Origin of the sequence: Kribbella sp. VKM Ac-2571, assembly GCF_004362255.1 — a bacterium.
In the GTDB taxonomy this organism is placed as follows: domain Bacteria; phylum Actinomycetota; class Actinomycetes; order Propionibacteriales; family Kribbellaceae; genus Kribbella; species Kribbella pratensis.
Window position 1 is genome coordinate 248,628 of record NZ_SNWS01000012.1, and the last position, 25,310, is coordinate 273,937.

Annotated in this window: 24 protein-coding genes; 13 read left to right on the plus strand and 11 right to left on the minus strand. The window is 68.7% G+C overall.

Annotation, left to right across the window (positions count from 1 at the left end):
• The first annotated feature begins 18 nt into the window (after positions 1-18).
• Positions 19-1,008: a 2-dehydropantoate 2-reductase gene (locus EV651_RS26165; protein ID WP_238157197.1), complete on the plus strand. Its 990-nt coding sequence runs from the start codon at positions 19-21 to the stop codon at positions 1,006-1,008.
• A 26-nt stretch (positions 1,009-1,034) separates the two neighbouring features.
• Complete coding sequence (locus EV651_RS26170; protein ID WP_133787892.1) at positions 1,035-1,904, plus strand: NAD(P)/FAD-dependent oxidoreductase; 870 nt, start codon at positions 1,035-1,037, stop codon at positions 1,902-1,904.
• Here the strand turns inward: EV651_RS26170 and idi are convergent.
• A complete protein-coding gene (gene idi / locus EV651_RS26175) occupies positions 1,875-2,438 on the minus strand; it encodes an isopentenyl-diphosphate Delta-isomerase (RefSeq protein WP_133787893.1) in 564 nt (187 codons plus the stop codon). The two genes, EV651_RS26170 and idi, sit on opposite strands and share 30 nt — an antisense overlap.
• A 389-nt stretch (positions 2,439-2,827) precedes the next feature.
• Here idi and tyrS point away from each other — a divergent pair, with 389 nt between their 5' ends.
• From tyrS to EV651_RS26195, 3 genes are all read left to right on the plus strand, one after another.
• Positions 2,828-4,021, plus strand: a complete 1,194-nt coding sequence (gene tyrS / locus EV651_RS26185) for a tyrosine--tRNA ligase (RefSeq protein WP_133787894.1) — start codon at positions 2,828-2,830, stop codon at positions 4,019-4,021.
• Between the two features lie 4 nt (positions 4,022-4,025).
• Positions 4,026-5,198 carry an aminoglycoside phosphotransferase family protein gene (locus EV651_RS26190; RefSeq protein WP_166658791.1) on the plus strand — a complete coding sequence of 391 codons (1,173 nt, stop codon included), beginning with the start codon at positions 4,026-4,028 and terminating at the stop codon, positions 5,196-5,198.
• A 147-nt stretch (positions 5,199-5,345) separates the two neighbouring features.
• The gene (locus tag EV651_RS26195) at positions 5,346-6,167 is read left to right on the plus strand and encodes an NAD(P)H-binding protein (RefSeq protein WP_133787896.1); all 822 of its coding nucleotides are present in this window, start codon (positions 5,346-5,348) and stop codon (positions 6,165-6,167) included.
• Here EV651_RS26195 and EV651_RS26200 read toward each other — a convergent pair.
• Both EV651_RS26200 and EV651_RS26205 read right to left on the minus strand, forming a co-directional pair.
• Positions 6,164-6,685, minus strand: coding sequence for an isochorismatase family protein (locus EV651_RS26200; protein ID WP_133787897.1), 522 nt, complete (start codon positions 6,683-6,685; stop codon positions 6,164-6,166). The genes EV651_RS26195 and EV651_RS26200 overlap by 4 nt on opposite strands.
• Positions 6,682-9,816 carry a DUF2961 domain-containing protein gene (locus EV651_RS26205; RefSeq protein WP_202870511.1) on the minus strand — a complete coding sequence of 1,045 codons (3,135 nt, stop codon included), beginning with the start codon at positions 9,814-9,816 and terminating at the stop codon, positions 6,682-6,684. The genes EV651_RS26200 and EV651_RS26205 overlap by 4 nt, the downstream gene beginning before the upstream one ends.
• Before the next feature lie 194 nt (positions 9,817-10,010).
• Between EV651_RS26205 and gndA the strand changes: the two genes are divergently transcribed.
• Entirely contained in the window at positions 10,011-11,450 is a 1,440-nt protein-coding gene (gene gndA, locus EV651_RS26210) for an NADP-dependent phosphogluconate dehydrogenase (RefSeq protein WP_133787899.1), read from the plus strand.
• On the opposite strand, the gene EV651_RS26215 is transcribed toward gndA, so the two are convergent.
• Positions 11,378-12,814 carry an MFS transporter gene (locus EV651_RS26215; RefSeq protein ID WP_133787900.1) on the minus strand — a complete coding sequence of 479 codons (1,437 nt, stop codon included), beginning with the start codon at positions 12,812-12,814 and terminating at the stop codon, positions 11,378-11,380. The two genes, gndA and EV651_RS26215, sit on opposite strands and share 73 nt — an antisense overlap.
• Before the next feature lie 70 nt (positions 12,815-12,884).
• On the opposite strand from EV651_RS26215, the gene EV651_RS26220 reads away from it, so the two are divergent.
• Together EV651_RS26220 and EV651_RS26225 are read left to right on the plus strand one after the other, a co-directional pair.
• Positions 12,885-13,502 carry a TetR/AcrR family transcriptional regulator gene (locus EV651_RS26220; protein WP_133787901.1) on the plus strand — a complete coding sequence of 206 codons (618 nt, stop codon included), beginning with the start codon at positions 12,885-12,887 and terminating at the stop codon, positions 13,500-13,502.
• A 40-nt stretch (positions 13,503-13,542) separates the two neighbouring features.
• Positions 13,543-13,989 carry a DUF6319 family protein gene (locus EV651_RS26225; RefSeq protein ID WP_202870512.1) on the plus strand — a complete coding sequence of 149 codons (447 nt, stop codon included), beginning with the start codon at positions 13,543-13,545 and terminating at the stop codon, positions 13,987-13,989.
• A gap of 134 nt (positions 13,990-14,123) precedes the next feature.
• On the opposite strand, the gene EV651_RS26230 is transcribed toward EV651_RS26225, so the two are convergent.
• Both EV651_RS26230 and EV651_RS26235 read right to left on the minus strand, forming a co-directional pair.
• Positions 14,124-15,137 carry an alcohol dehydrogenase catalytic domain-containing protein gene (locus EV651_RS26230; RefSeq protein WP_133787902.1) on the minus strand — a complete coding sequence of 338 codons (1,014 nt, stop codon included), beginning with the start codon at positions 15,135-15,137 and terminating at the stop codon, positions 14,124-14,126.
• 15 nt (positions 15,138-15,152) lie between these two features.
• The gene (locus tag EV651_RS26235; protein WP_133787903.1) at positions 15,153-15,896 is read right to left on the minus strand and encodes an SDR family oxidoreductase; all 744 of its coding nucleotides are present in this window, start codon (positions 15,894-15,896) and stop codon (positions 15,153-15,155) included.
• Positions 15,897-16,010: 114 nt separating this feature from the next.
• Between EV651_RS26235 and EV651_RS26240 the strand changes: the two genes are divergently transcribed.
• From EV651_RS26240 to EV651_RS26255, 4 genes are all read left to right on the plus strand, one after another.
• The gene (locus EV651_RS26240; RefSeq protein WP_166658792.1) at positions 16,011-16,925 is read left to right on the plus strand and encodes a LysR family transcriptional regulator; all 915 of its coding nucleotides are present in this window, start codon (positions 16,011-16,013) and stop codon (positions 16,923-16,925) included.
• 181 nt (positions 16,926-17,106) lie between these two features.
• Positions 17,107-17,643 (plus strand): DUF6817 domain-containing protein, encoded by a 537-nt coding sequence (locus EV651_RS26245; RefSeq protein ID WP_133787905.1) that lies wholly within the window; start codon positions 17,107-17,109, stop codon positions 17,641-17,643.
• A 27-nt stretch (positions 17,644-17,670) separates the two neighbouring features.
• The gene (locus EV651_RS26250) at positions 17,671-18,600 is read left to right on the plus strand and encodes an alpha/beta fold hydrolase (RefSeq protein ID WP_133787906.1); all 930 of its coding nucleotides are present in this window, start codon (positions 17,671-17,673) and stop codon (positions 18,598-18,600) included.
• 46 nt (positions 18,601-18,646) lie between these two features.
• Complete coding sequence (locus tag EV651_RS26255) at positions 18,647-19,054, plus strand: hypothetical protein (RefSeq protein ID WP_133787907.1); 408 nt, start codon at positions 18,647-18,649, stop codon at positions 19,052-19,054.
• Here the strand turns inward: EV651_RS26255 and EV651_RS26260 are convergent.
• Genes EV651_RS26260 through EV651_RS26270 form a run of 3 tightly spaced genes read right to left on the minus strand, consistent with a single transcriptional unit; the run spans position 19,044 to position 22,228 of the window.
• Positions 19,044-19,766 (minus strand): PIG-L deacetylase family protein, encoded by a 723-nt coding sequence (locus EV651_RS26260; protein ID WP_133787908.1) that lies wholly within the window; start codon positions 19,764-19,766, stop codon positions 19,044-19,046. The genes EV651_RS26255 and EV651_RS26260 overlap by 11 nt on opposite strands.
• A 9-nt stretch (positions 19,767-19,775) precedes the next feature.
• Complete coding sequence (locus EV651_RS26265) at positions 19,776-21,077, minus strand: D-arabinono-1,4-lactone oxidase (RefSeq protein WP_133787909.1); 1,302 nt, start codon at positions 21,075-21,077, stop codon at positions 19,776-19,778.
• A complete protein-coding gene (locus tag EV651_RS26270; protein WP_133787910.1) occupies positions 21,074-22,228 on the minus strand; it encodes an amino acid deaminase/aldolase in 1,155 nt (384 codons plus the stop codon). The genes EV651_RS26265 and EV651_RS26270 overlap by 4 nt, the downstream gene beginning before the upstream one ends.
• Positions 22,229-22,378: 150 nt before the next feature.
• On the opposite strand from EV651_RS26270, the gene EV651_RS26275 reads away from it, so the two are divergent.
• Complete coding sequence (locus tag EV651_RS26275) at positions 22,379-23,365, plus strand: alpha/beta fold hydrolase (RefSeq protein WP_133787911.1); 987 nt, start codon at positions 22,379-22,381, stop codon at positions 23,363-23,365.
• Here the strand turns inward: EV651_RS26275 and EV651_RS26280 are convergent.
• Together EV651_RS26280 and EV651_RS26285 are read right to left on the minus strand one after the other, a co-directional pair.
• Positions 23,355-23,993, minus strand: coding sequence for a hypothetical protein (locus EV651_RS26280; protein WP_133787912.1), 639 nt, complete (start codon positions 23,991-23,993; stop codon positions 23,355-23,357). The two genes, EV651_RS26275 and EV651_RS26280, sit on opposite strands and share 11 nt — an antisense overlap.
• 116 nt (positions 23,994-24,109) lie before the next feature.
• Positions 24,110-25,255, minus strand: a complete 1,146-nt coding sequence (locus tag EV651_RS26285; RefSeq protein WP_133787913.1) for a M15 family metallopeptidase — start codon at positions 25,253-25,255, stop codon at positions 24,110-24,112.
• Positions 25,256-25,310 lie beyond the last annotated feature (55 nt).

Here is a 25,310-nt window from a genome sequence, read left to right on the forward strand (position 1 = left end):
TTCGGTACGTTGTTCCTCGTGATCGCTGTCTATGGCGCTGGTGGGATCGGGTGTTACGTGGGTGGCCGGCTGGCCGCAACCGGTACGCCGGTGACGTTCGTCGGCCGCCCGCGAATGGCCGCCGAGCTCGCGACGCACGGCCTGCACCTGACGGACTACCTCGGAGCGGACCTCCGGGTCGCTGACGTGCCGTTCGAGACAACACCTGCGGGCGCAGCCAAAGCGGACCTGGTGCTGGTGACTGTGAAGTCCGCCGCTACCGAGAGTGCTGCGGAGGAGCTGGCCGAGGTTCTGTCGCCGGGGACCGTGGTGGTGAGCTTCCAGAACGGCGTGCGGAACGGCGAGATGCTGCGGTCGCGGCTGACCGAGCAGGTCGTGGTGACCGGGATGGTCCCGTTCAACGTGCTGAACCGGGGCGCCGGTGTATTCCATCAGGGCACCGAGGGCGCGCTCGACGTACAGCGGGATGCCGCGTTGGCGCCGCACCTGAAGGCTTTCGAGCAGGCCGGGTTGCCGCTCGCGCAGCACGACGACATCCTTCCGGTGCAATGGGCGAAGCTCTTGCTGAACCTCAACAACCCCATCAACGCCCTGTCGAACCTGCCGTTGCGCGACGAGCTCTCGCAGCGTGCGTACCGCCGCTGCCTGGCCGCGGCGCAGGCCGAGACCCTCGGGCTCCTCGACGCGGCCGGGATCCGGCCGGCCCAGCTTCTGGCCGTCCCGATGCACCGCTTCCCCGCTGTCCTGCGGTTGCCGGACTTCCTGTTCCGGCGGCTCGCGAGCAAGGTGCTGGCCGTCGACCCGCTCGCGCGGACGTCGATGTGGGAGGACCTCGAGGCCGGCCGGACGACCGAGATCGACTACCTGAACGGCGAGGTCGTGCGGCTGGCGGAGTCCCTCGGCCGGACCGCGCCGGTCAACGCACAGCTGGTGGAGCTGATCCGCGCGGCCGAGACCGAGCGCCGGTCCTGGTCCGGCGCCGAGCTGATGAGTCATCTTGAAATATGAGATGAAATCTCTCGTATCATGAACGCATGGATGTTGCGGTGGTGGGTGGGAGTGTGGCCGGGCTGCAGGTGGCGCTGACGTTGGGGCGGGCGCGTCGCCGGGTGGTCCTGTTCGACGACGGGCGGGCGCGGAACCGGTCCGCGTCGCACGTGCACAACTTCCTCGGCGCGGAGGATCTCGCGCCGGGCGAGCTGCTGGCGATGGGACGGAAGCAGGTCGCGGCGTACGGCGTTGATGTGCGGGACACGCGGGTCGACGACGTGGACGTGGACGGTGACGAGTTCGTCGTCGGCGGGGAGCGGGTGCGGGCCGTCGTACTGGCGACCGGGTTGTGGGACGAGTTGCCCGACGTACCAGGAGTGGCTGACGGATGGGGTCGGTCGGTGGTGGCTTGTCCGCACTGCGACGGGTGGGAGGTGCGGGATCAGCCGCTGGTACAGCTCGGGATGCGGGGGTCGCCGGAGCGGTCGGTTGCGCGGGCGTTGCTGCTGAGCCGGTGGAGCGACGGCGTGACGTTGTGCACGGACGGGGACGAGCTGACGGCGGCACAGGTGGATCAGCTGGCTCGGGCCGGGGTGGCTGTGCGGACCGAGCCCGTCAAAGAGGTGCGGGAAGGTGCTGTGCTGCTGGATGGGGTGGAGCTGGCGGCGCGGCGGGTGTTCGTGGTGGTGCGGCAGCATCAGCAGAGTGATCTGGCCGAGCGCTTGGGGTGTCAGGTCGCGGATGGGGCGGTCGTGACGGACGAGGGCGGACGGACCACTATGCCTGGGATCTACGCGGTCGGTACGACGACCAGTCCGGCACTGCTCGCGATCGGCGCCGCAGGTCATGCGAGTACGGCGGCGGTCGCCGTACACGGGGATCTCCTAGAGCTGGACCTGGGCGGCGGGCGGTAGCCGCGTCGGGTCGGCGATCGGCCAGTCCACCGGCGGTTCCGGGAGCTCGTCCAGTTGCAAGAGGCACCAGGGCGAGAGGTCGGGGAGCTGCCGTACGTCGTTCCACTCGGCCCACCGGTAGTCCGCGACCTCGGCCGGGTTCGGCGTCGGGTCACCGGTCCACCACACTCGGTACACCGGGCAGATCTCGTTCTCGACCATGCCGGTCGGCATCTCGGCGCGGTACCGGAACTCCGGAAGTACCAGGTCCACGGCGTCCACGACGATCGACAGTTCGTCCGCGAGCCGGCGCCGTACCGCCTGCTCCACCGGCTCGCCCGGAAGTGGGTGCCCGCAGCAACTATTGGTCCAGACGCCGGGCCAGGTGGGTTTGTCGAGCGCCCGCCGGGTCAGTAGCACCCGCCCGGCCGCGTCGATCACGTAGCAGGAGAACGCGAGATGCAGCGGCGTCGCCGCGTGGTGGACCGTCGCCTTGGCCTCGGTCCCGACCGCACGCCCATCCTCGTCCACCAGCACAACCCGCTCGTCGATCACCCTCTGAGCCTAGGGTATGGGTCCCGCTCCCACGCCGTCGCGAGCAGGTGCTCGGTGCGGTGGCTCGGCGTGCGGGAGCGAAGGTCTCGATGCGGAGCATCGTGGCGTTTGCTCACGTGCGGCGAGGTGCCGTGCCGAGTGCCGCGCAGTAGGCGTGGGAGCGGGAGCCATGCCCTGAATCCGATTCCGGCAGGTGCCCGGCGGCTGCTAGCCTCGGAGTGTGACCAAGCACTGCGTGACCTATCGACCGGCTCTGGGAGGAGTCGGCATTCAGTAGTCCCCGCAGTCGCTGCACCCAGAGCCTCCGAGGCAGGAACCGTCCGGTTCCTGCCTCTTTCCGTTTGCCGGAGGCACTGGTTCACGGGTGCCTCGTCCTGAGAGGAACCCTCATGAACGCTGTCATCGACCGGTTACGCCGTACCACCGACCTCATCGTCGGCGAGGACGACCTACGCGAACGCCTGGAGTCCGGGCGGCCGCTGCGGATTAAGTACGGCGTCGACTGCACCGCGCCCGACCTGCACCTCGGGCACGCGGTCAACCTGTGGATGATGCGCCAACTGCAGGACCTCGGGCACCGGGTCGTGTTCCTGCTCGGCGACCTCACCACCCGTGTCGGCGATCCGACCGGGCGCTCCGAGACCCGGCCGGTCCTCACGCCGGAGCAGATCGACGCGAACGCCGCATCGTTCCTCGAACAGGTGTCGCTGATTCTGCGGACCGATCCCGACGTCTTCGAGGTACGCCGGAATTCCGAGTGGTACGACGCGATGCCGGTGGCGGAGCTGTTGAGTCTGTTCGCCCAGGTCACGCAGGCGCAGCTGATGAGCCGGGACATGTTCCGCGAGCGGGTCGCGGCCGGGCGGGAGATCGCCGTCCACGAGCTGGTGTACCCGGTGCTGCAGGGGTACGACAGCTTCGCGATGCAGAGCGACCTGACGATCGTGGGTTCGGACCAGCTTTTCAACGAGCAGCTCGGGCGGCACTTCCAGCAACGGTTGGGCGCGCCGCCGCAGGTGGTCATCACGACGACGATCACCCCCGGGATCGACGGCCGGGCCAAGCAGTCGAAGTCGCTCGACAACTACATCGGGCTGACGGACAGCCCACGGGACAAGTTCGGAAAGGTGATGAGCATCCCGGACTCGCTCGTCGAGGCGTACGCGCGGGTCTACACCGAGCTGCCCCTCGACACGGTCGCCGCACTCGCAGACTCCACGGCTGCGGGCGGTCCGCCGGCCCGCGACGCCAAGCTCCGCCTGGCCGCCGCGGTCGTGACTCGCTACCACGGCGCCGGCACCGCCAAGGCCGAGCTGGACACCTTTCGTCACACGTTTTCCGACCGTTCCGAACCGGACGAGATGCCCGAGGTTGTCGTCACCGCTGAGGTCGCGACCGCCTTCGACCTGCTGCGCGCCGCCCGCCCGAACGACAGCAACTCCGCCCTGCGCCGCCTGCTCCAGCAGGGCGCGGTAACGATCAACGGCGTACGGACAGACGATCCCACGGCCGCAATCGACCTCGACGCGGGCGTCGTACTCAAGTCAGGCGCTCGCACTTGGCACCGGATCACGCGACAGTAGGCGGGTGGAACTCAAGACAGTAGACGCCTTGATCAGCGTCGGCGACCGCTACGCCGGGCGAGCGCCGACGTTCGAGGTCGAGCCGGGGTGGTGGGCCGAGGTCGAGGCGATCACCCGGCATCTCGACGAGCTGCTCGGGGTTCGGACGGTGGTACTGCGACTCGTGCATGCCGACGAAGGCGTGATCGGCCGCGGCGGACGGGTCGTGTACCACGTCCAGGCGCTCGAAGAGCCACGGTACGGCGTACTCGACGAGACCCCGCTGCCCGACTGGGACGCGATCATCGCGCCCGAACCGTTGCGATCGACCTGGGCCGAGATCGACGGACCGAGCCGGCTGATCGAGTGGGCGCAGAACATTGCCGGATCGCACGACGCCGTACAGGTGAAGACGTGGAACCTGTCGTGCCTGATTCGACTCCCCGGCGCATGGGCCAAGGCCACCAGCCGGTTCGGCAGCATCGACGCGGACATCATCCAGCACGTCCAGCGGTACGACGCGACGCTCGCGCCCGCCGTACTCGGCAAGTCGACGGACAACCGGTGGTCGCTCCTGGCCCACGCCCCAGGCATCGACTGCTGGGAGCCTGACCAGGCGACCGTCGACAACGTCGTGAGTCGCTGGGTCGCCGCTCAGGCCGCGCTCGCGTCCGAGGCCGACACGCTCGCAGCCCCTCGCCTGCTACCGGAGGACCTGGTCGGCGAGGTGACGCGACTGCTGCCTCGCGTCGAGCTCTCCCCCGATGAGTCGGCCGACCTGGATCGGCTGGTCGCAAAGCTCCCCGACATCGTCGACGAGCTCGACGCGGCCGGCCTGCCGATCTCGGTCGTGCACGGCGACTTCCATCCGGGCAACTGGCGGTCGGACGGCATCAACCGGGTCATCGTCGACTGGGCCGACGCGTTCATCGGTCACCCGGCGCTGGACGTCCAACGCCTTCACGAATTCCTGCCTGCCGGGAAACATCCGCACGTCACGGAGGTCTGGTGCGCGGCGTGGAAGAAGCATGCGCCGGGCAGCCATCCACTCCGGGCGATCCGGCCGATGAAGGTCCTCGGGTTCCTCACCTACGCCCTCATGTACCAACGCTTCCTGGACAACATCGAGCCCGACGAACGCGTGTACCACCAGGACGACCCTGCCATCTGCCTCCGCGCCGCCGTCCGCGCGCTGTGATGCGGACCTGCGGCACTCACCAACTGCGCACGAGGGCGGGTGTTCACGCTCGGCGGGTCGGGGGGCTCGGTCCGTCGCGACGGTTGGTGAGTGCCTGACGTCCGGAGTTGCTGGTCGAGCCTCGTGGAATGTGACAGGGTTGCGCGGGTGACGGTTCTGATTACAGGTGCGTCCGGGAATGCGGGTGGCGCCGTGGTGCAATCGCTGGCGGAGCAGGGGATCGCGGGGCGGGCGTTGATCCGCTCGGAGGGTGAGCTGCCGGGTGGTATCGAGCCGGTGTACGGCGATCTGAATCGGCCGGAGACGTTCGTCGACGCGTTGCCCGGGGTGACCGGGATCTTCCTGTTGAGCGGATACGACCGCCTCGACGAGTTGCTGTCGAACGCGGTGCGGGCTGGGGTGCGGAAAGTCGTCGTACTGTCCAGCAGTTCACTGGACGGCGAGCTGACGAACGCTGTTGCCGCGTATCACCACGCCACCGAGGAAGCAGTCCGGGCGTCGGGGCTGGAGTGGACGTTCCTCCGGCCGAACTCGTTCATGTCGAACACACTGCGCTGGCGCGACCAACTGTCGGCCGGCGACGAGGTGCGGGTGCAGTTCCCCGACGTACCGGTGTCGACGATCCATCCCCGCGACATCGGCGACGTAGCGGTCCGCGCACTACAGGGCTCCCACGACGGCGAGGTACTGCGCCTCACCGGCCCGGTCGCCCTCACCCCGGTCGAGCAGGTCGCGATCCTCGCCGAGACCCTCGGCCGCCCGCTGACGGCGTACCCGATGAGCCGCGCCGAAACCCACGAGGCCTTGTACGCCTCCATGCCGGAGCCCTACGCCCGAGCCATCGAATCCTTCTTCGCCGACGGCACCATCGACGAAACCACCGTCAACAACACCGTCCCCGAAGTCACCGGCCACCCCGCCCGAACCCTCCAGACCTGGACCCAGGAAAACGCTGCACTTTTCGCCTAGCTGAGGGCCTTCAGGTACTCCGGGGTTGTGCAGACTGTGCCCAGGCGGGGGAAGACGTACGAGATGGCGAAGTTGTGGGCGTGGTCGTCCAGGCCGGTCATGGCGTCGGTGAGGAAGAAGGTTTCGTAGCCGAGGTCCGAGGCGGCGCGGCCCGTGGATTCGACGCCGAAGTTCGTGGCGATGCCGGCGAGTACGACGTTCGCGATGCCGCGGGACTGCAGTTCGGTGTCGAGGGGCGTGCGCCCGAAGGCGCCGATCGTCTGCTTGACGATCACCAGGTCACCGGGCTGCGGCGCAGCCTCGGGGGCGAATCCGCTGCCCTCCGGCTGCACCTCCACCCCGGGCCGATCGACCCGGACGTTCACCACCAGACCGCCGGCGGACCGTGTCGCCGCGGCCAGTGCCGCGGATCGCTCGAGCACGACCGATCCGCTCAACGGCGCAGTCTCCAGCGCGATGATCCGCGGCATCAGGTCGATCAGGACAAGCGCGGTACGACGGGACTCCAAAGGGTTCACAGGGTGAGCCTAAGATCCAGCAGATCCACGCCGGCCAAGTAGCCGGTTGCTGCCCCGTTCTTGCCGGTAACTGTCACCACGAACTGATGTTGGCCCGCCGCCAACTGGACGGTGCCCAGCGCAACTGTCTGTGTCCCGACCCCGGACGCCTGGTAGCCATCGAAGCTGACCGCCGCGTTCCCGTCGACCTGTACGTCGACGATCCCGTAGTCAGCCGCCTTCGTCAGGACGGTGGACAGCTGATACGACCCGGTCGTCGGCACGCTGAACCCGAGCACTGTCTTGTCACCAGCCTTGCTCCCGTGGATCCACGCCTGCGCGCCACCCGACCAGCTGACCCCGCAACAGTTCCCCTGCGGATCCACCGCGACGGTCGACGACACGGGCGGCAGCATCGACTCCCCCTCAACCCGCAACGTGCTGCCACTCGTGCCCTGCACAGCGCTCGACTTCGGGCCCGTATGACCGGCGAGGTCGACCGCCGCGATCCGGTACGTCCACGTCTCGTGCAGCCCGAGACCACGATGCAGGAACCCGGGCAACGGCGACGTACCGAGCAACTTCTCCGCGCCACCCGCTTTCGCGCCGTACACGTTGTAGCGCGCCACTCCGCTGTCGTCGCTGACGTCGTTCCAGGTCACGTTGATCGCATTGTCGGAGCGACCCGTGGCAGTCACACCGCCGACCGCACCGGGCGCCCTGTTGTCGCTGTACGGCGCCGTCAACGACTGGACGACGTACGACGAAGCCGTCCACGCCGGCCCGCTCGGGCGGAGCTCGATGTCGAGGCGGCCCTTGCCGGCTGTGATTGCTGCAGGCAACTGGTAGTTGTCGTCAAGCCAGCGTTGATGGGTGTTGCCGAGCGGCTGCAACCACGCACCGGCATCCTTGCCATTGACAATCACCTGCGCCGACTGGCCGGCCGCGTTCTGGTCGCTCGTCCGGCGGAGCGTGACGCCTCGGTTCGCCGGGTCGGTCTTCACGCTGAAGCGGATCGCCTGCGTGCTGGAGCGAACCTGGTCGGTGAGGGTGATGTCGTCGTGATCACCCTCGTACACCGAGCTGAGCTCCGCCTGGGTCCCGTCGTCGACGTACCCGTGCTGCTGACGACTGCTGGCCGAGCCCGTGTCGATACGGTCGGTCTCCCGCGCGCCGAACTTTGACGCGGTGTACAGGAAGGCTGTCGAGCCGTAGATCGCCGGGTGGTCGTCCTGCTGGCCGTGCTCGATGCCGAAGTCGAGCTGGTTCTCGAAGGAGACCGAGTCGGTGATGTGCAGCCGCCACGCGCCGTCGCACTCGTTGGTGCAGAAGCCGGCCCGCACCTCGTGCGCGGAGTTGCCGTGGAACGGGGTCGAGTAGGTGCCGGCGTTGAAGTACCAGCCGGACTCGTAGTAGTCCTCGGTCCCGGTGCCGTGAATGGCCGGCGTCCGCTCGCCGTCGACGTACACCCGCTCGTCCCCCTCCAGGTAGCCGCGAGTGTTGCCGTCGGCAAGCAGTCCTTCCATCGTGTGTGAGACACCCACGAACTTGCCGCGGCCGACGACGTCGGCGAACGTCCAGTCGCTGCCCTGCGTGGTCTCGCCGCGTGTCGAGATCGCTGTCAAGTAGCCGATCTTCCCTGCCGCCAGGTCGGCCGCCTTGCGCGCGTCGCGAGCCGAAGTCACCTCGCCCTGCCCCTTCAGCGGGTACGTCGTCTTGTTGACCAGTGTGACCGTGGCACGCGCGGCGTACGGCATCGGCCACCAGGAGGAGTACCAGCCGTCGGGGTCCATGGCGAAGAAGAGTGAGTGGACCGGGTTCTCGCCGAGACCGGAGCCGAAGAACTCGCCGAGCGGGGCGTCGACGCGCTTCTCGCCATCGATCGTCACCTGCACCCGCACACCGGCCAGGAGCGTGTCGGACGGCTTGACGCGGGCGGCGTCCTCGTCCGTGGCGGCGTACGTCATCGCGTGCTCACCGCTCCAGTTCTGCTTGGTGATCGCGTAACCGTGGGCCTGCTCGTCGGCGACGTGGTTCGGGCCGACGTCGAGTGTGTCGGTGCGCTTCACCTGACCGCCGACCGTCGAGTCCGCCCAGTACGCGAACTCGTTGAAGTCCAGGTCGGACGAGACGAATTCGTTGGTGATCGTGATCTGCGACTTGCCCGCCGTCAGCGCGGCCGGGAGGTCGACGGACTGGTCGTGCCACTGCGCGCCCTGCGCCTTGAGCGGCGCCCATTCGCCGGCGGGCGCACCGTCGACGAGGATCTTCGCGCGCTGGTTGCCGATCCGCAGATCCATCCGGCGGGTCAGCTTCACGCCCGTGTTGGCCGGATCGATCTTCAGCGTGAACTTGCTTCCGCCGAGGAACGCGCGACCGTCGTCGGCGAGGCTCTTCAGGTCGAGGCCTACGAGGTCGGGCAGGTTCAGCCGCAGCGCGCTCAGTTCGCCAGGACCGCGGACGTCGGCAAGCGTCACCTGCTTGCCGGGGGCAAGATTCAACGGAGTGCTCGTGGTCCGCGCGTCGGGCCGCGCGGGCTTCGGATCCCTCGTGCCGGCCGCATTGAGCAGGGCGAGCACGTCCTCGGCCTTGTCGCTCGGATCGAAGGTCTGTACGCCGTTCGCGTCCGGGAACTGGCGGTAGTCGACATGGTAGAAGTACGGGTTCGTCTGCGTGGTGATCCGCATCGACGAGCGGTACGGCATCGGGACGCGGATGTAGACGCCGCCGCTGGTCTGCACGCCGTTCGCGACCAGCGGGTAGCTGAACGGTGCGCCGAGCTTGCCGTCGACGATGTCCTGCAGCGAGCCGTGCAGGACCTGCTTGCCGTCGAGTTCGACCGTGATCGTGCCGGTCTTGGTGACGTTGCCCTCGTCGCGCGTGAACCAGATCGAGGCGACCTCACCAGGGCCGCTGTCCTCGGCGATCACGCAGCCCGCATCCGTCGTACGTAGGCACGAGTAGGTGCCTTCGAAACCGTCGTTGTTCGTGCCGTCGCGGCCGAAGCTGGAGAACTGCTTGGTGCGGACCGCGGTCTGCAACTCGGGGAGGCGGTCGAGGTTCCGGTACACCTCCCAGCCGACCGGCCCGTTGTTCCCGGACGGGCCCGCCGAAGCTGCCACCGAACCGGTCAGCATCAGCACCGAAGACATCAACACAACGACAGCACGACGGAGCATGGGCGGTTTCCTCCGTGACGGGAAATCGATTTCTGAGATGTCTACCATCGTTGTCCCTGCTTTGAGAAGACCTCGCCGGTGTCCAGTTGCCGAGCCCGCTGCGGAGCGCCCTTGCCGGACAGGCGAGACTGGACCCCGCACACAACTTGAGACTGCGGGAGATTTCGATGAGTTCTGCCAAAGCCCAGATCGGCGTCACCGGCCTCGCGGTGATGGGCCGCAACCTCGCCCGGAACCTCGCGCGCAACGGGTTCCGCGTCGCCCTGCACAACCGGTCCCAGGCCCGCACCGACGCGCTGGTCGCGGAGTTCGGCTCCGAGGGCGAGTTCGTGCCCTCGACGGACCTGGCGGGCTTCGTCGAGTCGCTGGAGCAGCCGCGCAAGGTGATCATCATGGTCAAGGCCGGCGCACCGACCGACGCGGTCATCGACGAACTGGTGCCGCTGCTGGACGAGGGCGACATCGTCGTCGACGCCGGGAACGCGCACTTCGCCGACACCCGGCGCCGCGAGGCCGCGCTGAAGGAGAAGGGCCTGCACTTCGTCGGCAGCGGCGTGTCCGGCGGCGAGGAGGGCGCGCTCAACGGCCCGAGCATCATGCCGGGCGGCTCACCGGAGTCGTACGCCGCGCTGGAGCCGATGCTGACCAAGATCTCCGCGCACGTGAACGGCGAGCCGTGCTGCGTGCACGTCGGCCCGGACGGCGCCGGCCACTTCGTGAAGATGCTGCACAACGGCATCGAGTACGCCGACATGCAGCTGATCGCGGAGGCCTACGACCTGCTCCGGCACGTCCTCGGCCTGTCCCCGGCGGAGCTCGCGGACGTGTTCCGGGACTGGAACACCGGCGACCTCGAGTCGTTCCTGATCGAGATCACCGCCGAGGTCCTCAGCCAGACCGATCCCACCACGGGCGGCTCCTTCGTGGACATCGTCCTGGACCAGGCGGAGCAGAAGGGCACCGGCCGCTGGACCGTGCAATCCGCGCTCGACCTGGGCATCCCGGTCAGCGGCATGGCCGAGGCCGTGTTCGCGCGATCGCTGTCGGGTGACGTCGTACGGCGGGAGGCTGCTGCCGGCGTACTGCCCGGGCCCGGGGACGCGAAGGCCGCCGTCGACCGGGACGCGTTCATCGACGACGTGCGGCACGCGCTGTACTCGTCGAAGCTGGTCGCGTACGCGCAGGGCTTCGACGCGATCCGGGCGGCGAGCGACGAGTACGGGTGGAACGTCGACCTCGGTGCGATGGCGACGATCTGGCGGGGCGGCTGCATCATCCGGGCGCGGTTCCTGGACCGCATCAAGGAGGCGTACGACCGCAACCCGGAGCTGCCGTCGTTGCTGGTCGACGACTACTTCCGGGATGCGATCGGGAGTGGGCAGGACGCGTGGCGCCGGGTGGTGGCGACCGCGGCGACCGTCGGCGTACCGGCTCCTGGGTTCTCGGCGGCGCTGTCCTACTACGACGGCCTGCGAGCCGAGCGGCTGCCTGCTGCCCTGATCCAGGGTCTGCGCGACCTGTTCGGGGCGCACACCTACAAGCGCGTCGACCGTGAGGGCAGCTTCCACCTCGAGTGGTCGGGCGACCGCTCCGAGGCGACTGCGTAGACGACAACCGCAGCAACACACAGGAAGCCTGCGGCTCCGACGCCGGCCACATTGAACCCGTGTACGGCGTCGGAGTGCGCGGCTACTGTTCCTGCGACTGTGCTGAGCAGCGCCGTACCCAGCGATGCACCGACCTGCTGGGACGTCATGACCATCGCGCCGGCCACTGCACTGTCAGCACCGGCTCCGAGGGTCGCAGTGCTGTTGGCGGTGACGAGGACCCAGCCGGTGCCCAGACCGACCAGCAGGAACACCGGCATCACCTGCAGCCAGTAGTTGGAGTCCGGGCGCAGGAGACCGAGGAGTCCGAGACCTGCCGCGATGGTGAGCAGTCCTGGACAGATCAGCGCTCGCACGCTCGCCTTGGCCAGCAGGCGGCTCACCGCACGTACGCCGACCATCAGCCCGACCGTTAGCGGCAGGAAACTCAGTCCGGCGCGGATCGGCGAGTAGTGGCGGACCGTCTGCAGATAGAAGGTCAGGAAGAACAGGGCCGCGAACATGCCGATCGCAAGGCTGAAGACGGCCAGGTACGACGCACCTCGCTTGCGGTCTCGCACCACTCGCAGCGGCAGCAGTGGGGACGCCACTCGCACCTGTACTGCCAGAAACGCTGCTAGCAATGCCACGCCCGCAGCCAAGGATGCGTACGTCGCGGGCGCGCTCCAGCCATCCGACTCCGCGCGGCCGAACCCGAACACCACTGCCATCAACCCCGTGGTGGCCAGCACTGCACCCAGTACATCGACTCGCACATCGGCAGCGCGTTGCACCGGAGGTACGGCGTACAGGACTCCGGCCGCGGCTAGTGCGGCGATCGGGAGGTTGACGAACATGGACCAGCGCCAGTCCAGGTACTGCGTCAGCACTCCGCCGGCCAGGATGCCCAGTCCGGACGCACTGCCCATGACTGCGCCGTAGATCCCGAACGCCTTTCCACGCTCCGCCGCTGCCGGAAACGAGGCCGCGAGCGTTGCCAGCACGGCTGGGGTCAGCAACGCGCCGAAGACGCCCTGCAGAGCACGTCCGGTCAGCAACATCGCCCCACCGGTCGCCGCTCCACCGAGCGCGGAGGCCAGGGCGAATCCGGTCAGCCCGATCAGGAGCGCTCGCCGACGCCCGATCAGGTCGCTCATCCGTCCGCCGAGCAGCAGGAGTCCGCCGTACCCGAGCGCGAAGAGGGTGATCACCCACTGCCGCGACGGGTCCGACAGCCCCAGGTCCTGCTGCATCGACGGCAGCGCGATGTTCACGATCGTCAGATCGATCCCCACCATCAACTGCGCCGTCGCCACCGCGCCAAGCGCCCACCACCGCCGCGTCACTGCCGGCGGAGGTGCGGTTTGTGTCTCGAGTTCGCTCATGGTCATCCTTAAGTGAACAGCTGTAGTGCTACGACTGTAAGGCAACGTGCGTTGCAATACAATCGGGTTCATGGATGCTGGGACGACGCGGAGCCGGAACCGGCGCGGGCAGGGCGAGCTCCTGCGGCGCGAGATCATCGACGCCGCACTGCGGATGCTGAACGAGCTCGGCGACGACGAGGCGCTCTCGCTGCGCGCGGTCGCCCGCGAGGTGGGGATCGCCGCAACCTCGGTGTACATCCACTTCACCGACCGCGACGAGCTCGTCTTCGCGGCGCTCGAGCAGGCCACCGCCGACCTGCTGCGCGACCTCGAGCAGGCCGAAGCGAGCGGCGGCGACGACCCCGTACGCCGGCTACGCGCGCGACTCCTGTTCCTGGGCAGTTGGACACGGGAGTACGCCGGTCTCTACAAGGTGCTGCATGAGAGCACGCTGAACCGGCGGATGCACCTGGTCTTCAAGGAGGAGCTGTCGATCCGCGCGACCGCCGCCGTTCAGGCCTGCATGGACGCGGGGCTCGCGCCGATGGACGACGCGGCGGCGGTGGCGCTCGACCTGCGCTCGGCGGTGCACGGCGCGGTCTCGATCCGCATCAACGAGCCGGAGGCCGATCTGCCGCCTCTTGAGGAGCAGGTCGATCGATTTCTGCGCAGGCTGGTTGGCGTATCAATCGAACATGTGTTCTAATGGTCGTCCCGCGTCAGTTCCGAAGGAGATCGCCGCAACGATGACCGTAGACACTCTGGCAGTTGAGACGCCGTCCGACCTCGCCGACACTCCCGACCCGACCAACCTGTCGACGGCCGCCCCCGAATCCACCTCCACCCCGACGCCCGCCGAGCCGACCGAGCCGACCGAGGCCGCGAAGCCGAAGAAGGCGCCGGCCAAGAAGGCCGCGAGCAAGAAGACGAAGACCATCGAGCTGACGCTGACCGTCACCGGGACGGCGGACGGCGAGTGGCGCGCCGAGCTCAAGCAGGGCACGACGTACCTGGCCCGCGACCTGGCCGTCGCCGCGGCCGCCGTGTCGCGCGCCGCCAAGGAGTTGCACGAGGACCTGTCGACCCCGATCGACGAGGTCATCGAGGAGGCCCGCGCCCAGCAGGCCGCCAAGGTCGCCGCCCTCGAGGCCGAACTGGAAGCCGCCCGCAAGGCCCTCGCCGACCTCGACTGAGCACCTCGCTGAGCTCCGCCTGATCCCGACAAACAGGCTCCCCGTGGTCGGTCACCTTCCCTGATCGACCATGGGCAGGAAATTCAGAACCCGTCCGCAGCCGTGTGAGGTGGGTGCGGACGGGTTCTGGAAATCTACTCGGGCTGTGTCTTCAGGACGATGCGGAGGTTTGCCTTGGGCTGGTGCTGCCAGGCCTCCTCGGCCTGCTCGAGCGGATAGGTCTCGATGATCGGCCGGACGTTCTTCAGGACCGCGAAGTTCAAGGTGTCCTCGGAGTCCTGAGCAACGCCGGAGTACCAACCGGACACCGACAACCGCCCGTCGGCGAGCGCGTGTCCGGTCACCTGGATCGGATCGCTGCCTTCCAGAACGATCAGCTGACCGTTCGGTCGCAGGCCCTTCACCAGGTCCGACTGGAGCTCCCCGCGAGACACTGTCGCGAGAATCGCGGCCGCACCGCCGAGCGCCTTCAGCGCTTCACCGGCGTCGCCCTCGGTGCTGTCGATGTACTCGTCCGCCCCGAGCTGCCGGGCGAGCTTCTCCTTGTCCCGTCCGCGGTTGATCGCCACGGTCCGGAAGCCCATCTTGTCGGCGAACTGGATCGCCAGATGGCCGACCCCGCCGACCCCCTGCACCGCGACCGTCTCCCCCGGCCCGGCGTGCGCGTGCCGGAGCGCGTTGAATGCGGTGATCCCGCCACACATCAACGGCGCCGCCTCCTCGAAGGACAGGCCCTCCGGGATCCGCGCCACCGCGTCCTGCGGCACCACCAGGTACTCGGCGTACCCACCGTCGTACGACGTCCCGACGATCGTCCGGCTGACGCAGTTCGTGAAGTCGCCGCGCCGGCAGAACTCGCAGGTGAAGTCGACGCCGCCGGACCAGCCCACGCCGACGCGCTGCCCGGCCTCCCAGACCGTGACCCCGTCGCCGACCGCGTCCACGACGCCGGCGATCTCGTGGCCGGGGATCCGCGGCAGCGTCGTACCGAAGAGCGCGTTCCGCGGGATCGCGTCACCGCCGCAGATACCGCAGGCGTACACCTTGACCCGGATCTGCCCTTCCGCCGGCTCCGGGATCGGTACGTCGGTGACGACGAACGGACCGCCGGCCTGCTGGACCTGTGCCGCACGCATTGTTCCAGTCATTGCTCTCCTCAGAAGTCAGTGCATTCCGCCGTCGGCGACGATCTGCTGCCCGGTGATCAGGCCGGCCTCGTCGCTCGCGAGGAACGCCGCGATACCGGCGACGTCCTCGGTGGTGCCGAGCCGGCCGATCGGCACCATCGCGACCAGGCTCTGCTTGTACTCGTCGTTCGCCGGATCGGTGAAGATCCCGGCGCCGTCGATCGGGCCCGGGACAATCGTGTTCACGGTGATCCCGCGCGGCCCGAGCTCCAGCGCGAGCACGCGGGCCAGGTAGCCGGTCGCGACCTTGCTGGTGCCGTACAGGCCGACTCCCAGTTGCGGGACCGTGGTGGTGTTCGACGAGATCGTGATGATGCGGCCGTTGTCCGCGATCCGCCGGGCCGCTTCGCGCAGCACGAAGTACGGGCCTTTGGTGTTGACCCGGAACAGCAGGTCGAAGTCCTCCTCGGTGACCTCGGACACCGAGACGTTGACCTTCTCCATGCCGGCGTTCGCGACCACGATGTCGACCTGGCCGAACTCGTCGAGCGTCGCGTCGTACAGCCGCTGGATGCCGTCGACCTCGGACACGTCGGCGGCGACCGAGATCGCCCGGACGCCGAGCGCCTTCGCCGCGTCGAGGACATCGGCCGCGGCGGACTCGTCGCGGGAGTAGTTGACCACCACATTCGCGCCCTGGGCGGCGAGCCGGAGCAGGATCGCCCGGCCGAGCCCCTTCGACGAACCGGTGACGAGCGCCGTTCTCCCCTGCAGCGTCATTCTTTGCCTTCCCCCATCGCCTGACCTGTCTCGATCGTCTCGCCAGATCGGGCGGTGTGGAAACAGAGACTTCTTGGCGAGGGCACAACAGATCGTTGTGCCACCATGGGAGGCGTGGATCTGAGCTTGCGGCTGTTGCAGTCGCTCGAGGCCGTCGCCGCGGAGGGCAGCATGACGCGGGCCGCGCGGACCCTCAACCTGACGCAGCAGGCGGTCAGCGGACAGATCCGGCAATTGGAGCGTGTGGTCGGTACGCCGCTGGTCGAGCGGCGCCCGACCGGGATCGAGCTGACCGCGGCCGGGGAGGTCGTGCTCAAGCAGGGCGCGGCGCTGCTGTCGTCGGCGCAGGCCATGGTGGCCGAGGCGCGGCTGGCGGCGGCCGGGCGGCCGGATCCGCTGCGGATCGCGTTCAAGGCGCAGAGTACGGCGCATTTCATGCCGGCGGTCGAGGCCGCGCTCCGGCGGGAGGCGCCCGAGCTCGAAGTCCGACCGATCGCGTCGCACACCCTGCCGGACGAGATCGACGCGCTGATCGCGGGGCGGGCGGACGCGGCGTTCCTGTGGCTGCCGATCGGGGACGATCCACGGTTCGCGATCCATCCGCTGCTGCCGGAGGACCGCTGGGTCGCGCTGCCACCCGGGCATCGGCTGGAGTCGCGGACGACGCTGCGGATCGCGGACCTCGCCGACGTACCGGTCATCGGTCCCCGGGACGGGATGCCCGCGGCCGTGGTCGACTTCTGGTTCATCGATCCGCGCCCGGACGGCACCCGCGCGCTCTTCGGACCGCAGGCCCGGACGCCCGAAGAATGCCTGCATCTGGTGGCGGCGGGTCACGGCTGCTGGATCGCGCCGGCCTCCACGGTCACGTACTTCGCGCATCCGCGACTCACCTGGCTACCGCTCGTCGACGCCGAGCCGAACGTACTCGCCCTGATCTGGCCCAAGCACAGCGCGAACCCGATACTCCATCTGCTCCTGGAACAGACCCGGCACGCGCTCAAGACCTTGCCGACAGCAACAACCTGACCGGCTCCCGGCGGTCGGCGTCCCGACCGTCGAACGGGGCATGAACGGGATGTGACGGAAACGGCACGCCGAAGTGGTGGGCGGGGGTGCCGGGTTGGCCTTACCGTGGGTGACCTGGGCCGGGTCGGTGGGCCTTGATCTGGTCGAGGGGTTTGGCCGCTCCGGGGTGAGAAGGGGTCAGATGAGCACTTTCCAGGACTTGGGTTCGCTGCTGATGGTGCGCGGCGCCGACGAGATCGACCATGCGGGCGGAAGCTTGTACGTCCACCTGCACCGCGTGGCCAAGCGCCTCGGCTCCCTCGGTGCGTCCGACACCCTGGTGCTGGCCGGCCTCGCCCACGCCGCCTATGGGACCGACGGCTTCCCGACCCATCTCTTCGACTGGCAGACCGAACGCCCGGTCCTGGAGGCGGTGATCGGCCCCGAGGCCGAGCTGATCGTCTACCGGTACGGCGCCTGCGACCGGGAGACCACCTGGCGCGACCTCGCCGAGCACCGCACCGTGGCGGACCGCTTCACCGGTACGTCGGAGGAGCTCGGCACCGAGGACCTCCGCGACTTCGTCGACCTGACGATCGTCAACGAGCTCGACGTCCTCGACCACGACGCCGAGCGTGCCCCCGAGCTGCGCGCGTTCCTGCGGGAACAGATCCCTCGCTGGCAGTCCCTCGCCTCCCCCGCGGTCCTCACCGAGTCCCAGCGCATCCTCCAGCTGTGACAAACACGAGCCTGTAAAACTAGAGCCGTGAAACGGTTCCTGTGGCGGGGGTCCTTGGGACTTCTCGGGCTCTGGCTGATCGTCACCGCGGCATCTCTCGGCTACAACCTCGTCACCAACGGAACCGCGACACCACCACCGGGCCTCAAGTACGTGCAGGCCGGCGATGTCCACACCCGTTACGACACCTGGGGTACGTCGGGAGCACCCGTCGTACTCGTGCACGGGTCAGCGGAGTCCGTCGACACGTGGTCGCGGCTGGTGCCGCTGCTCGCCACCAGCCATCGCGTGTACGCGTACGACGTCACCGGCTACGGGTACTCCGAGCGCAAGGCGCCGTACACGATCGAGCATCTCGCGGCGCAGCTGCTCGGCTTCCTGGACGCCATGCACCTCGGTGGTCCGGGTGAGCCGCGGCCGATCCTGGTCGGGCATTCGCTCGGCGCCGGGATCGCGGCCGAGGCGACGCTGGAGGCGCCGGACCGGATCGGCGGGATCATGTTCCTCGACGGTGACGGGTTGCCGCTGCCGGGCGGGCAGGCCGGACCGCCGCGGTGGCTGATCGTCCCGCCGTACCGGACGTCGCTGTTCCGGCTGGTGCTCGACCAGGGCTGGCTGCTGAAGAAGCTCTACAACAACGTCTGCTCCCCCAGCTGCCCGGAGATGGTGGTCGACGACTGGACCCGGCCGTTCCGGCAGCCCGGTGCTGAGCAGGCGGTCTGGCAGATGACCGCGCACGGCATCCCCGCGGTCGCTCCTGAGCGGCTGGCGAAGCTGAGCGCTCTGACGCTCCCCAAAGCGGTCGTTTTCGGCGTCGACGACACGAACGGCGGCAACGCGGTCGAGACCGCGACCCGCATCGGCGCCCCCGCGCCGACGTTGATCCCGAACGCCAACCACCTCACGCCGATCTCCCACCCGGCCGAGGTGGCGGCCGCGATCAACGCACTTCGCTGATCGCAGATTTCTGGAAATCCGGCGACCGTCGACGGATGATCGGGGTATGGCCCGTTACGAAGTGGTTGCGCGCGCGAAGCCCGATCGTCGACTGTCCAACGGCGACTACATCGACCTCGCTCTGAACTCGTGGTCCTTGGACAAGGGCCTGCGGTTCCAGCGGATCGAGGACCTGCCGGACGGGGCGATCGCGGTCGTCCTGCAGCAGAAGATGTCGCCGCGCAAGCACGACACGGCCTGCGAGATGGCGAACCGGAGCCTGGCCCAGCTCGGGATCCCGGCCAGCCAGGTCCAGCAGATCGACCTGCACCGGATGACCCGCAAGGGCGGCCGCGCGCTGGTCCGCTCGTGGGTCGGCCCCAACAACCCGCCAGGCCCCGGCACCGCCGGCGACCGCGAGCCCCGGCGTCCGAAGCCGACGCCGCCGCACCTGCAGGCCTACCTCAAGGAGTGAAGACCTCGAACCGGGCGCCGTACTTCGTGCCCAGCTGAGTTCCGGCCGGGCGTGAGGTGCCTTCGAGGAACTCCTCCGGGTCGAAGTGCGGCCAGTTCAGCCCGTCGATGTAGGCCTTGTGCGCCTTCAGCGACTGCACTCCGACGTCGAACGTGTCGGTGGTGTCCACCCCGTGCCGCGCGGCGGGTGACCCGGCCGCCCAGACCTGCCGTACGCCGTCCCACTTGTCGCCGGCGTCCGGGAAGATCCACCGGTTCGCGGCGTCCCGGACCGCGTCGAGCGTGGCGCGGCCGGTGTTGATGTGGTCGGCCTGGTTCAGTAGGACGTCGCCGTCCCAGGTGTCGCGGAAGTTGTTCGTGATGACGATCTCCGGTTGGTGCCGGCGGATCACGGCGGCGATCACGCGGCGGAGCGCCACGCCGTACTCGATGGTGCCGTCGGGCTGGCCGAGGAACTCGACCGCGGAGACGCCGACGATCCGGGACGACTCGATCTGCTCGGCCTCGCGCAGCGGTCCGGCCTCGGCCGGGTCGACGCCGTCGATCCCCGCCTCGCCGGAGGTCAGCAGGCAGTACACGACCTGTTTGCCCTGTGCGGTCCAGCGCGCGATCGCGGCCGCCGTACCGAACTCCAGGTCGTCCGGGTGCGCGACCACGGCCAGCGCCTTCTGCCAGTCCTCGACCACGGGCTCCAGCCGTTCCACAGTGCTCATGACCGCAGGCTAGTCTCCGAAGACCTGTCGGGTGTAGGCGTTGCCGAACGTCCGCTGCGGATCCAGCCTGTCGCGGACCGCCAGGAAGTCGTCGAAGCGCGGGTAGCGGCCGCGCAGGTCGTCGGCCGTGAGCGTGTGCAGCTTGCCCCAGTGCGGCCGGCCGCCGTAGTCGGCAACGATGTTCTCGAAGGCCCGGAAGTACGGGTCGTGCGGCAGCCGGTGGTACTGGTGGATCGCGACGTACGCCGTCTCGCGCCCGGACGCCGTGGACAGCCAGATGTCGTCCGCTGCGGCCACGCGGACCTCGATCGGGAACGGGATCCGCGACCCCGACGCGTCGATCCACGCCCGCAGCCGGCGGATCACGTCGACGACGTGCTCCCGCGGTACGGCGTACTCCGACTCGCGGAAGACCACGTTCCGCTCGGAACAGAACACCTTGTACGACGCGTCGACGTACTCCCGTGCCGACAGTGCGCGCGAGGCGAGCCGGTTGATCCGCGGCACCATCCCGGGCTGCCGGACCGCGAGCCGGTTCGTCAGCTCGAAGACCTTGTTCGACAGCAGCTCGTCGTCGATCCACCCGCGGACCTTGCCGACCGGCGAGGCGCCGACGCCCGGGGCGACCCGGTTGTTCCGCTTGGTGAGCGCGATCTCGGTGTGCGGGAACCAGTAGAACTCGAAGTGGTCGTTGCCGTCGGCAAGCTCGTCGAACCCGTCGAGGACCTCGCCGAGCGGCAGCGGCATCTCCTGCGCGCGCAGCAGGAACGCCGGCACGCACTGCAGGGTCAGCGAGCTGATCACTCCGAGCGCGCCGACCGAGACCCGAGCCGCGGCGAAGACGTCCGGGTTCTCCTCGGCCGAGCAGTGCAGCACCGAGCCGTCGGCGGTGACCAGGTCGAGCGCGACGACCTGCGTGGCCAGACCGCCGAGCCGCGCGCCGGTCCCGTGCGTGCCGGTCGAGATCGCACCGGAGACGGTCTGCTTGTCGATGTCGCCGAGGTTGGCCATCGCCAGGTCGAACGCGGCCAGGCCCGCGTTCAGCTTCCGCAGTCCGGTGCCGGCGCCGACCGTGACGCGGCCGGACTCCTTGTCGGCGTGGACGATCGAGGACAGTCCGTCCAGCCGGATCATCACCTGCTCCGGCACCGAGCAGCCTGTGAACGAGTGCCCGGAACCGACCGCTTTGAGCTTCTTGCCCTGCTCGGCCGCGGACTTGACCGCGGCCGCGAGCTCGTCGGCCGAACCTGGTCGCAGGGTCTCGATCCCGGTCGCCGACTCGGTGCCGGCCCAGTTCCGCCAGGTGCTCATCCGAAGTTCTTCCCTTCGCCCCGGTAGGTGACGAGTTCGGTCACCTCGTCACCGTCGACAGCGTGCACGACGTCGAACCGCTCCAGCATCTCGCCCGCCTTCGCGTACCGCATCCACACTCTGTCGCCGATTCGCAGCCGATCGGCCGATGCTCCCTGGACCGGAGTCTGCACCTCGCCGGCGCCTTCGGTGCCCAGCAGCTTCAGTCCGGACGGCGCGGCGGGCAGCGGCAGCCGCGACTTCTTCGCCGGCCCCGAGGCCACGTACCCGCCGCCGAAGAGCGTGGCGATCCGCGGTGCGGGCCGCCGTACGACGTCCAGCGCGTAGGCCATCGCGTGCTCGGGCTGGAAGACGTCGTACTTGTCGAAAAGGGTCGGGCCGTAGAGACCGGAGCCGGCGGTGACCTCGGTGACCACCGGGTCGGCGCTGCTGATCTCCAGGCTGCCCGTCCCGCCGCTGTTGACGATCCGGAGCGGCGCGATCTGCTTGACCGCGTCGACGACCGCGCCGCGCCGGTCGGCGAGCTCGGCGGCCGAGCGGCGCTTCACCCAGCGGACGGCGGGCGACGTGTCGGGGAGGCCGGCGATCTGCGCCTCGTAGAACATCACGCCGGTCAGCTCGAACGCGTCGTCCGCGGCGACCGTGCGCGCCAGCGCCGCCACGTCGGACGGGGTCCGCAGCGGCGAGCGCCGTACGCCGAGATGCTGGCCGAAGATCCGCAGCGAGGCATCGACGTCGAGGCAGATCTGGATCCGCGCGGTGCCGGTCGCGGCGGCCTTGACGTACTCGAGGTGCTCCGGCGAGTCGATCATCAGCGTGATCCGGGACGCCGCCTCGGGGTCCTCGGAGAGCTCGCGAAGCGCCGTCCGGTGGGCCGTCGGGTAGCCGAGCAGAATGTCGTCGACACCGTTGCGGGCCAGCCAGAGCGCTTCGGGGAGCGCGTAGCTCATCACGCCGTGGAACCCGGGCCGCTCGAGCGCGGCCATGATCAGCGCGCGGCAGCGGACCGACTTGGACGCGATCCGGATCGGCGTACCGGCGGCGCGCCGGACCAGATCGTCGGCGTTCCGCCGGAACGCGGCGAGGTCGATCACCGCGTACGGCGCGTCCAGCCGCGCGGTCAGGCGGGCATACCGGTCGAAGTCACCCATAACCGGAGTGTAGGACACGAAATACTGAAAGGTAATACAACTTCTCCTCCAACTTCGGACCCTGGGGAGTCCGGACCAGGGTGTCTCACGGGCGCGACCCAAGGCCGGCACAGCTGAATCTGGATCCACACCCACTCGGAAAGGATCCTCATGAACGTCAGCCGCCGCACCCTCCTCCGGACTACCGGCGCCGCCGCGCTGGCCACTCCGTTACTCACAGCAGGCGCGGCCGCCTCTCCGAAGCTCCCGTTCGGGCCGGTCAAGCAGATCGACGCGGGCGTCCTCAACGTCGGGTACGTCGAGCTCGGGCCGGCCCACGGCACCCCGGTGCTCCTGCTGCACGGCTTCCCGTACGACATCCACAGCTACGAGCAGGTCGCCCCGCTGCTCGCCCGCCGCGGCTTCCGCGTCGTGGTGCCCTACTTCCGCGGCCACGGCAGTACGACGTTCCGCTCGGCCGCCACGCCTCGCAACGTCGACCAGGCCGCGTTCGCGCTCGACACCCTCGCTCTGATGGACGCGCTCGGGATCGAGCGGGCCGTGCTGGCCGGCTACGACTGGGGCTCGCGTACCGCCGACATCATCGCCGCGCTCTGGCCGGAGCGCGTGAAGGCACTGGTCTCGGTCACCGGGTACCTGATCACCAACCTGGAGTTCAACAAGAAGCCGCTGCCACCCGCGGCCGAGAACGCCTGGTGGTACCAGTACTACTTCGCCACAGAACGCGGCGCGCAAGGCCTGCACCAGTACAAGCGGGAGATCGGTGAGTTCATCTGGAAGTTCAACTCGCCGACGTGGAAGTACAGCGCCGCGACGTACGCCCGGACCGCGGCCGCCTTCGACAACCCGGACTACGAGGCCATCGTGATCGGCAACTACCGGTGGCGGCAGAGCCTGATCCCGGCCGAGCCGGAGTACGCCGAACTCGAGAGCGAGCTGCAAAAGGCGCCGAAGATCGCCGTACCGACGATCACCATCGACGGCCGCTACGACCCGTTCACACCGGCCGGGAACGGTTCGTCGTACCGGGACCACTTCACTGGGCGCTACCAGCACCGCACCTTCGACGTGGGGCACAACGTGCCGCAAGAGGCACCGCGGGAGTTCGCGCAGGCAGTGATCGACGCTAGTCGATGACAGCCTCCAGAGCCGGTACGACGCTGCGCGCCCAATCGGCCTGCTGATCGGCGCGTGTGGACGTCGTGGCGAGTAGGGCGACTGTGGAGCCGCAGACGATGGACAGGTCGACGTAGGACTCCGCACCGGCGTACGTACGCACCCCGGCAGCAGCTGTGTCGTTGGCCCAGAGTTGTTTGACGCTCAGGTCACCGCCAGTGCCGCAGGCGTCCATTCGTGCCTTGTAGCCCTTGTAGTAGGTCTCCGCCTGCTTGGAGTTGCTGAAGCGGAGCAGGAGCGCGGTGGCAGGTAGAGCGTCGGCTGTGCGGTAGCTGCCGGTCAGTGCGTAGGCGGGGACTGGCAGCGAGCCGTTGACTGGCTGGCCGGCACAGCCGGAGGGCAGTGCTTCGTACGACGCCTGGTGTGGGTCGCGTCGGCGGGTCCAGGTGTTGTTGCCGATGAAGCCGGCCTCCGCACCACCCGGGTCCGTATAGGTCTTCCAGCCGGTGCCGAGCTTGTCAGGTGCTGGGAGGTTGCCTGCGGTGAGCGGACCGGCGTTGGCCGGCGGCGGTGCGGTCGCTTGCTCGGGCACCTCTGGCGGGACAGCCGCATCTGTCGGTTTGCTGGAGCTCAGCGTGTTGGTGGGCACCGGGACAGTGCCTCCGACCACTGTGGGGATCGGCGTCGGTGTGGGCTCTTGGGCGGCCGAGTTGGGGCTGCAACCAACCAGAGCGAGTGACAACGCGGTGGCGACTACTAGAGCTTTCACTTCGGCTCGAAGTGCTGGTAGTCGGGCTTGGCCCAGCCAGCACCCCAGAAGTACCCCTGGCCGATCAGAGCCTTTGTGGCGGCACTGCTCGAGAAGAGCATGCCGGGGCGCACCGCGGACCGGTTGCGGTACGCCAGCCCGTTCGACGGGTACCAGACGCCGTTCGCGGCCAGGTACGGGTTCTCCACGGTGTTGATGTCGATCGCCCAGCCGTACGAGTGCGGCGACAGCGAGTACGGGTCACCCGTGACGCGGCGGCAGTTGAACGCGGACGTGTTGTCGGCCGCCATCGCCTTGATGTCGCTGCCGCCGAACACATCTACCCGGCGCATCTGCCGGATCGGGAACTTCGACGCAAGAGTGGAAGTCCACACGGTGATCATCTTCGCCACCGCGGCGTCCCGCAGGATCAGCTCGCCACGGTGGACGCGGCCGTCGAAACCCCAGTAGTTCAGCTGCAGCAGTCGCAGCGACGACGGTTTCACAGGACATCCGGCGCGGTACGTGTTCGGCACCATCGCGGCGGAGACGGCGTACACCTTCGGATTCAAAGCCGCCTTGATGACGATCGTCGCGAGGCCGGAGTACTCCATCGCGGACTGGGCGACGGACCGCGTGACGACGCGGACGGTCCGCGTCTTCGGCAGGTCGTCGGGGACCCGGAGCCGGAAGTTGCCTCGCGTATCCATCGTGGCGATGTCCAGCAGTCGCCATACCCCGCTGCCGACGTACTCCTGCAGCGCGAGTTCCTTGCCCGGTTCGCCCGGCACCATCCGTCCGGTGACCGAGACGGCGGTCAGCGTCGCATACCAGGACGCCGGTGTGTTGATCAGGATCTTCCGGTCCTGGATCGGCACGGTCCGGTAGTCCGAGATCGCGAGCGCCGTCTCCGCCTTGACCCCGATCATCGTGCGGAACGCCCAGGTGCCTGTGGACGCCGACACGAAGCTGAACTTGTACACGCCGCCGGCCGTGGTCCGGGTCGAGGCGCGCAGTACCCACGCGCCGGGGACGCGCTGCCACAGCGTGATGTAGGAGCCAGTGATCGGCTGATTGATCTTGCCGGTGAAGACGGTCGGCTTGTCCTCCCAGGACGCAGCCGGCTGATCCAGCGTGATCGACCACGCCGCCGCAGGAGTCACCGCTGGCTTCGGTGCAGGCGTGGGTGTAGCTGTCGGCGTAGGTGTTTCAGTAGGA

Bases quoted from the DNA above. Each gene is read 5' to 3' on its own strand.
- EV651_RS26170 (WP_133787892.1), top strand. From the start codon at position 1,035: ATGGATGTTGCGGTGGTGGGTGGGAGTGTGGCCGGGCTGCAGGTGGCG.
- tyrS (WP_133787894.1), top strand. From the start codon at position 2,828: ATGAACGCTGTCATCGACCGGTTACGCCGTACCACCGACCTCATCGTC.
- EV651_RS26205 (WP_202870511.1), bottom strand. From the start codon at position 9,816: ATGTCTTCGGTGCTGATGCTGACCGGTTCGGTGGCAGCTTCGGCGGGC.
- gndA (WP_133787899.1), top strand. From the start codon at position 10,011: ATGAGTTCTGCCAAAGCCCAGATCGGCGTCACCGGCCTCGCGGTGATG.
- EV651_RS26215 (WP_133787900.1), bottom strand. From the start codon at position 12,814: ATGAGCGAACTCGAGACACAAACCGCACCTCCGCCGGCAGTGACGCGG.
- EV651_RS26220 (WP_133787901.1), top strand. From the start codon at position 12,885: ATGGATGCTGGGACGACGCGGAGCCGGAACCGGCGCGGGCAGGGCGAG.
- EV651_RS26225 (WP_202870512.1), top strand. From the start codon at position 13,543: ATGACCGTAGACACTCTGGCAGTTGAGACGCCGTCCGACCTCGCCGAC.
- EV651_RS26230 (WP_133787902.1), bottom strand. From the start codon at position 15,137: ATGACTGGAACAATGCGTGCGGCACAGGTCCAGCAGGCCGGCGGTCCG.
- EV651_RS26235 (WP_133787903.1), bottom strand. From the start codon at position 15,896: ATGACGCTGCAGGGGAGAACGGCGCTCGTCACCGGTTCGTCGAAGGGG.
- EV651_RS26245 (WP_133787905.1), top strand. From the start codon at position 17,107: ATGAGCACTTTCCAGGACTTGGGTTCGCTGCTGATGGTGCGCGGCGCC.
- EV651_RS26255 (WP_133787907.1), top strand. From the start codon at position 18,647: ATGGCCCGTTACGAAGTGGTTGCGCGCGCGAAGCCCGATCGTCGACTG.
- EV651_RS26260 (WP_133787908.1), bottom strand. From the start codon at position 19,766: ATGAGCACTGTGGAACGGCTGGAGCCCGTGGTCGAGGACTGGCAGAAG.
- EV651_RS26265 (WP_133787909.1), bottom strand. From the start codon at position 21,077: ATGAGCACCTGGCGGAACTGGGCCGGCACCGAGTCGGCGACCGGGATC.
- EV651_RS26270 (WP_133787910.1), bottom strand. From the start codon at position 22,228: ATGGGTGACTTCGACCGGTATGCCCGCCTGACCGCGCGGCTGGACGCG.
- EV651_RS26275 (WP_133787911.1), top strand. From the start codon at position 22,379: ATGAACGTCAGCCGCCGCACCCTCCTCCGGACTACCGGCGCCGCCGCG.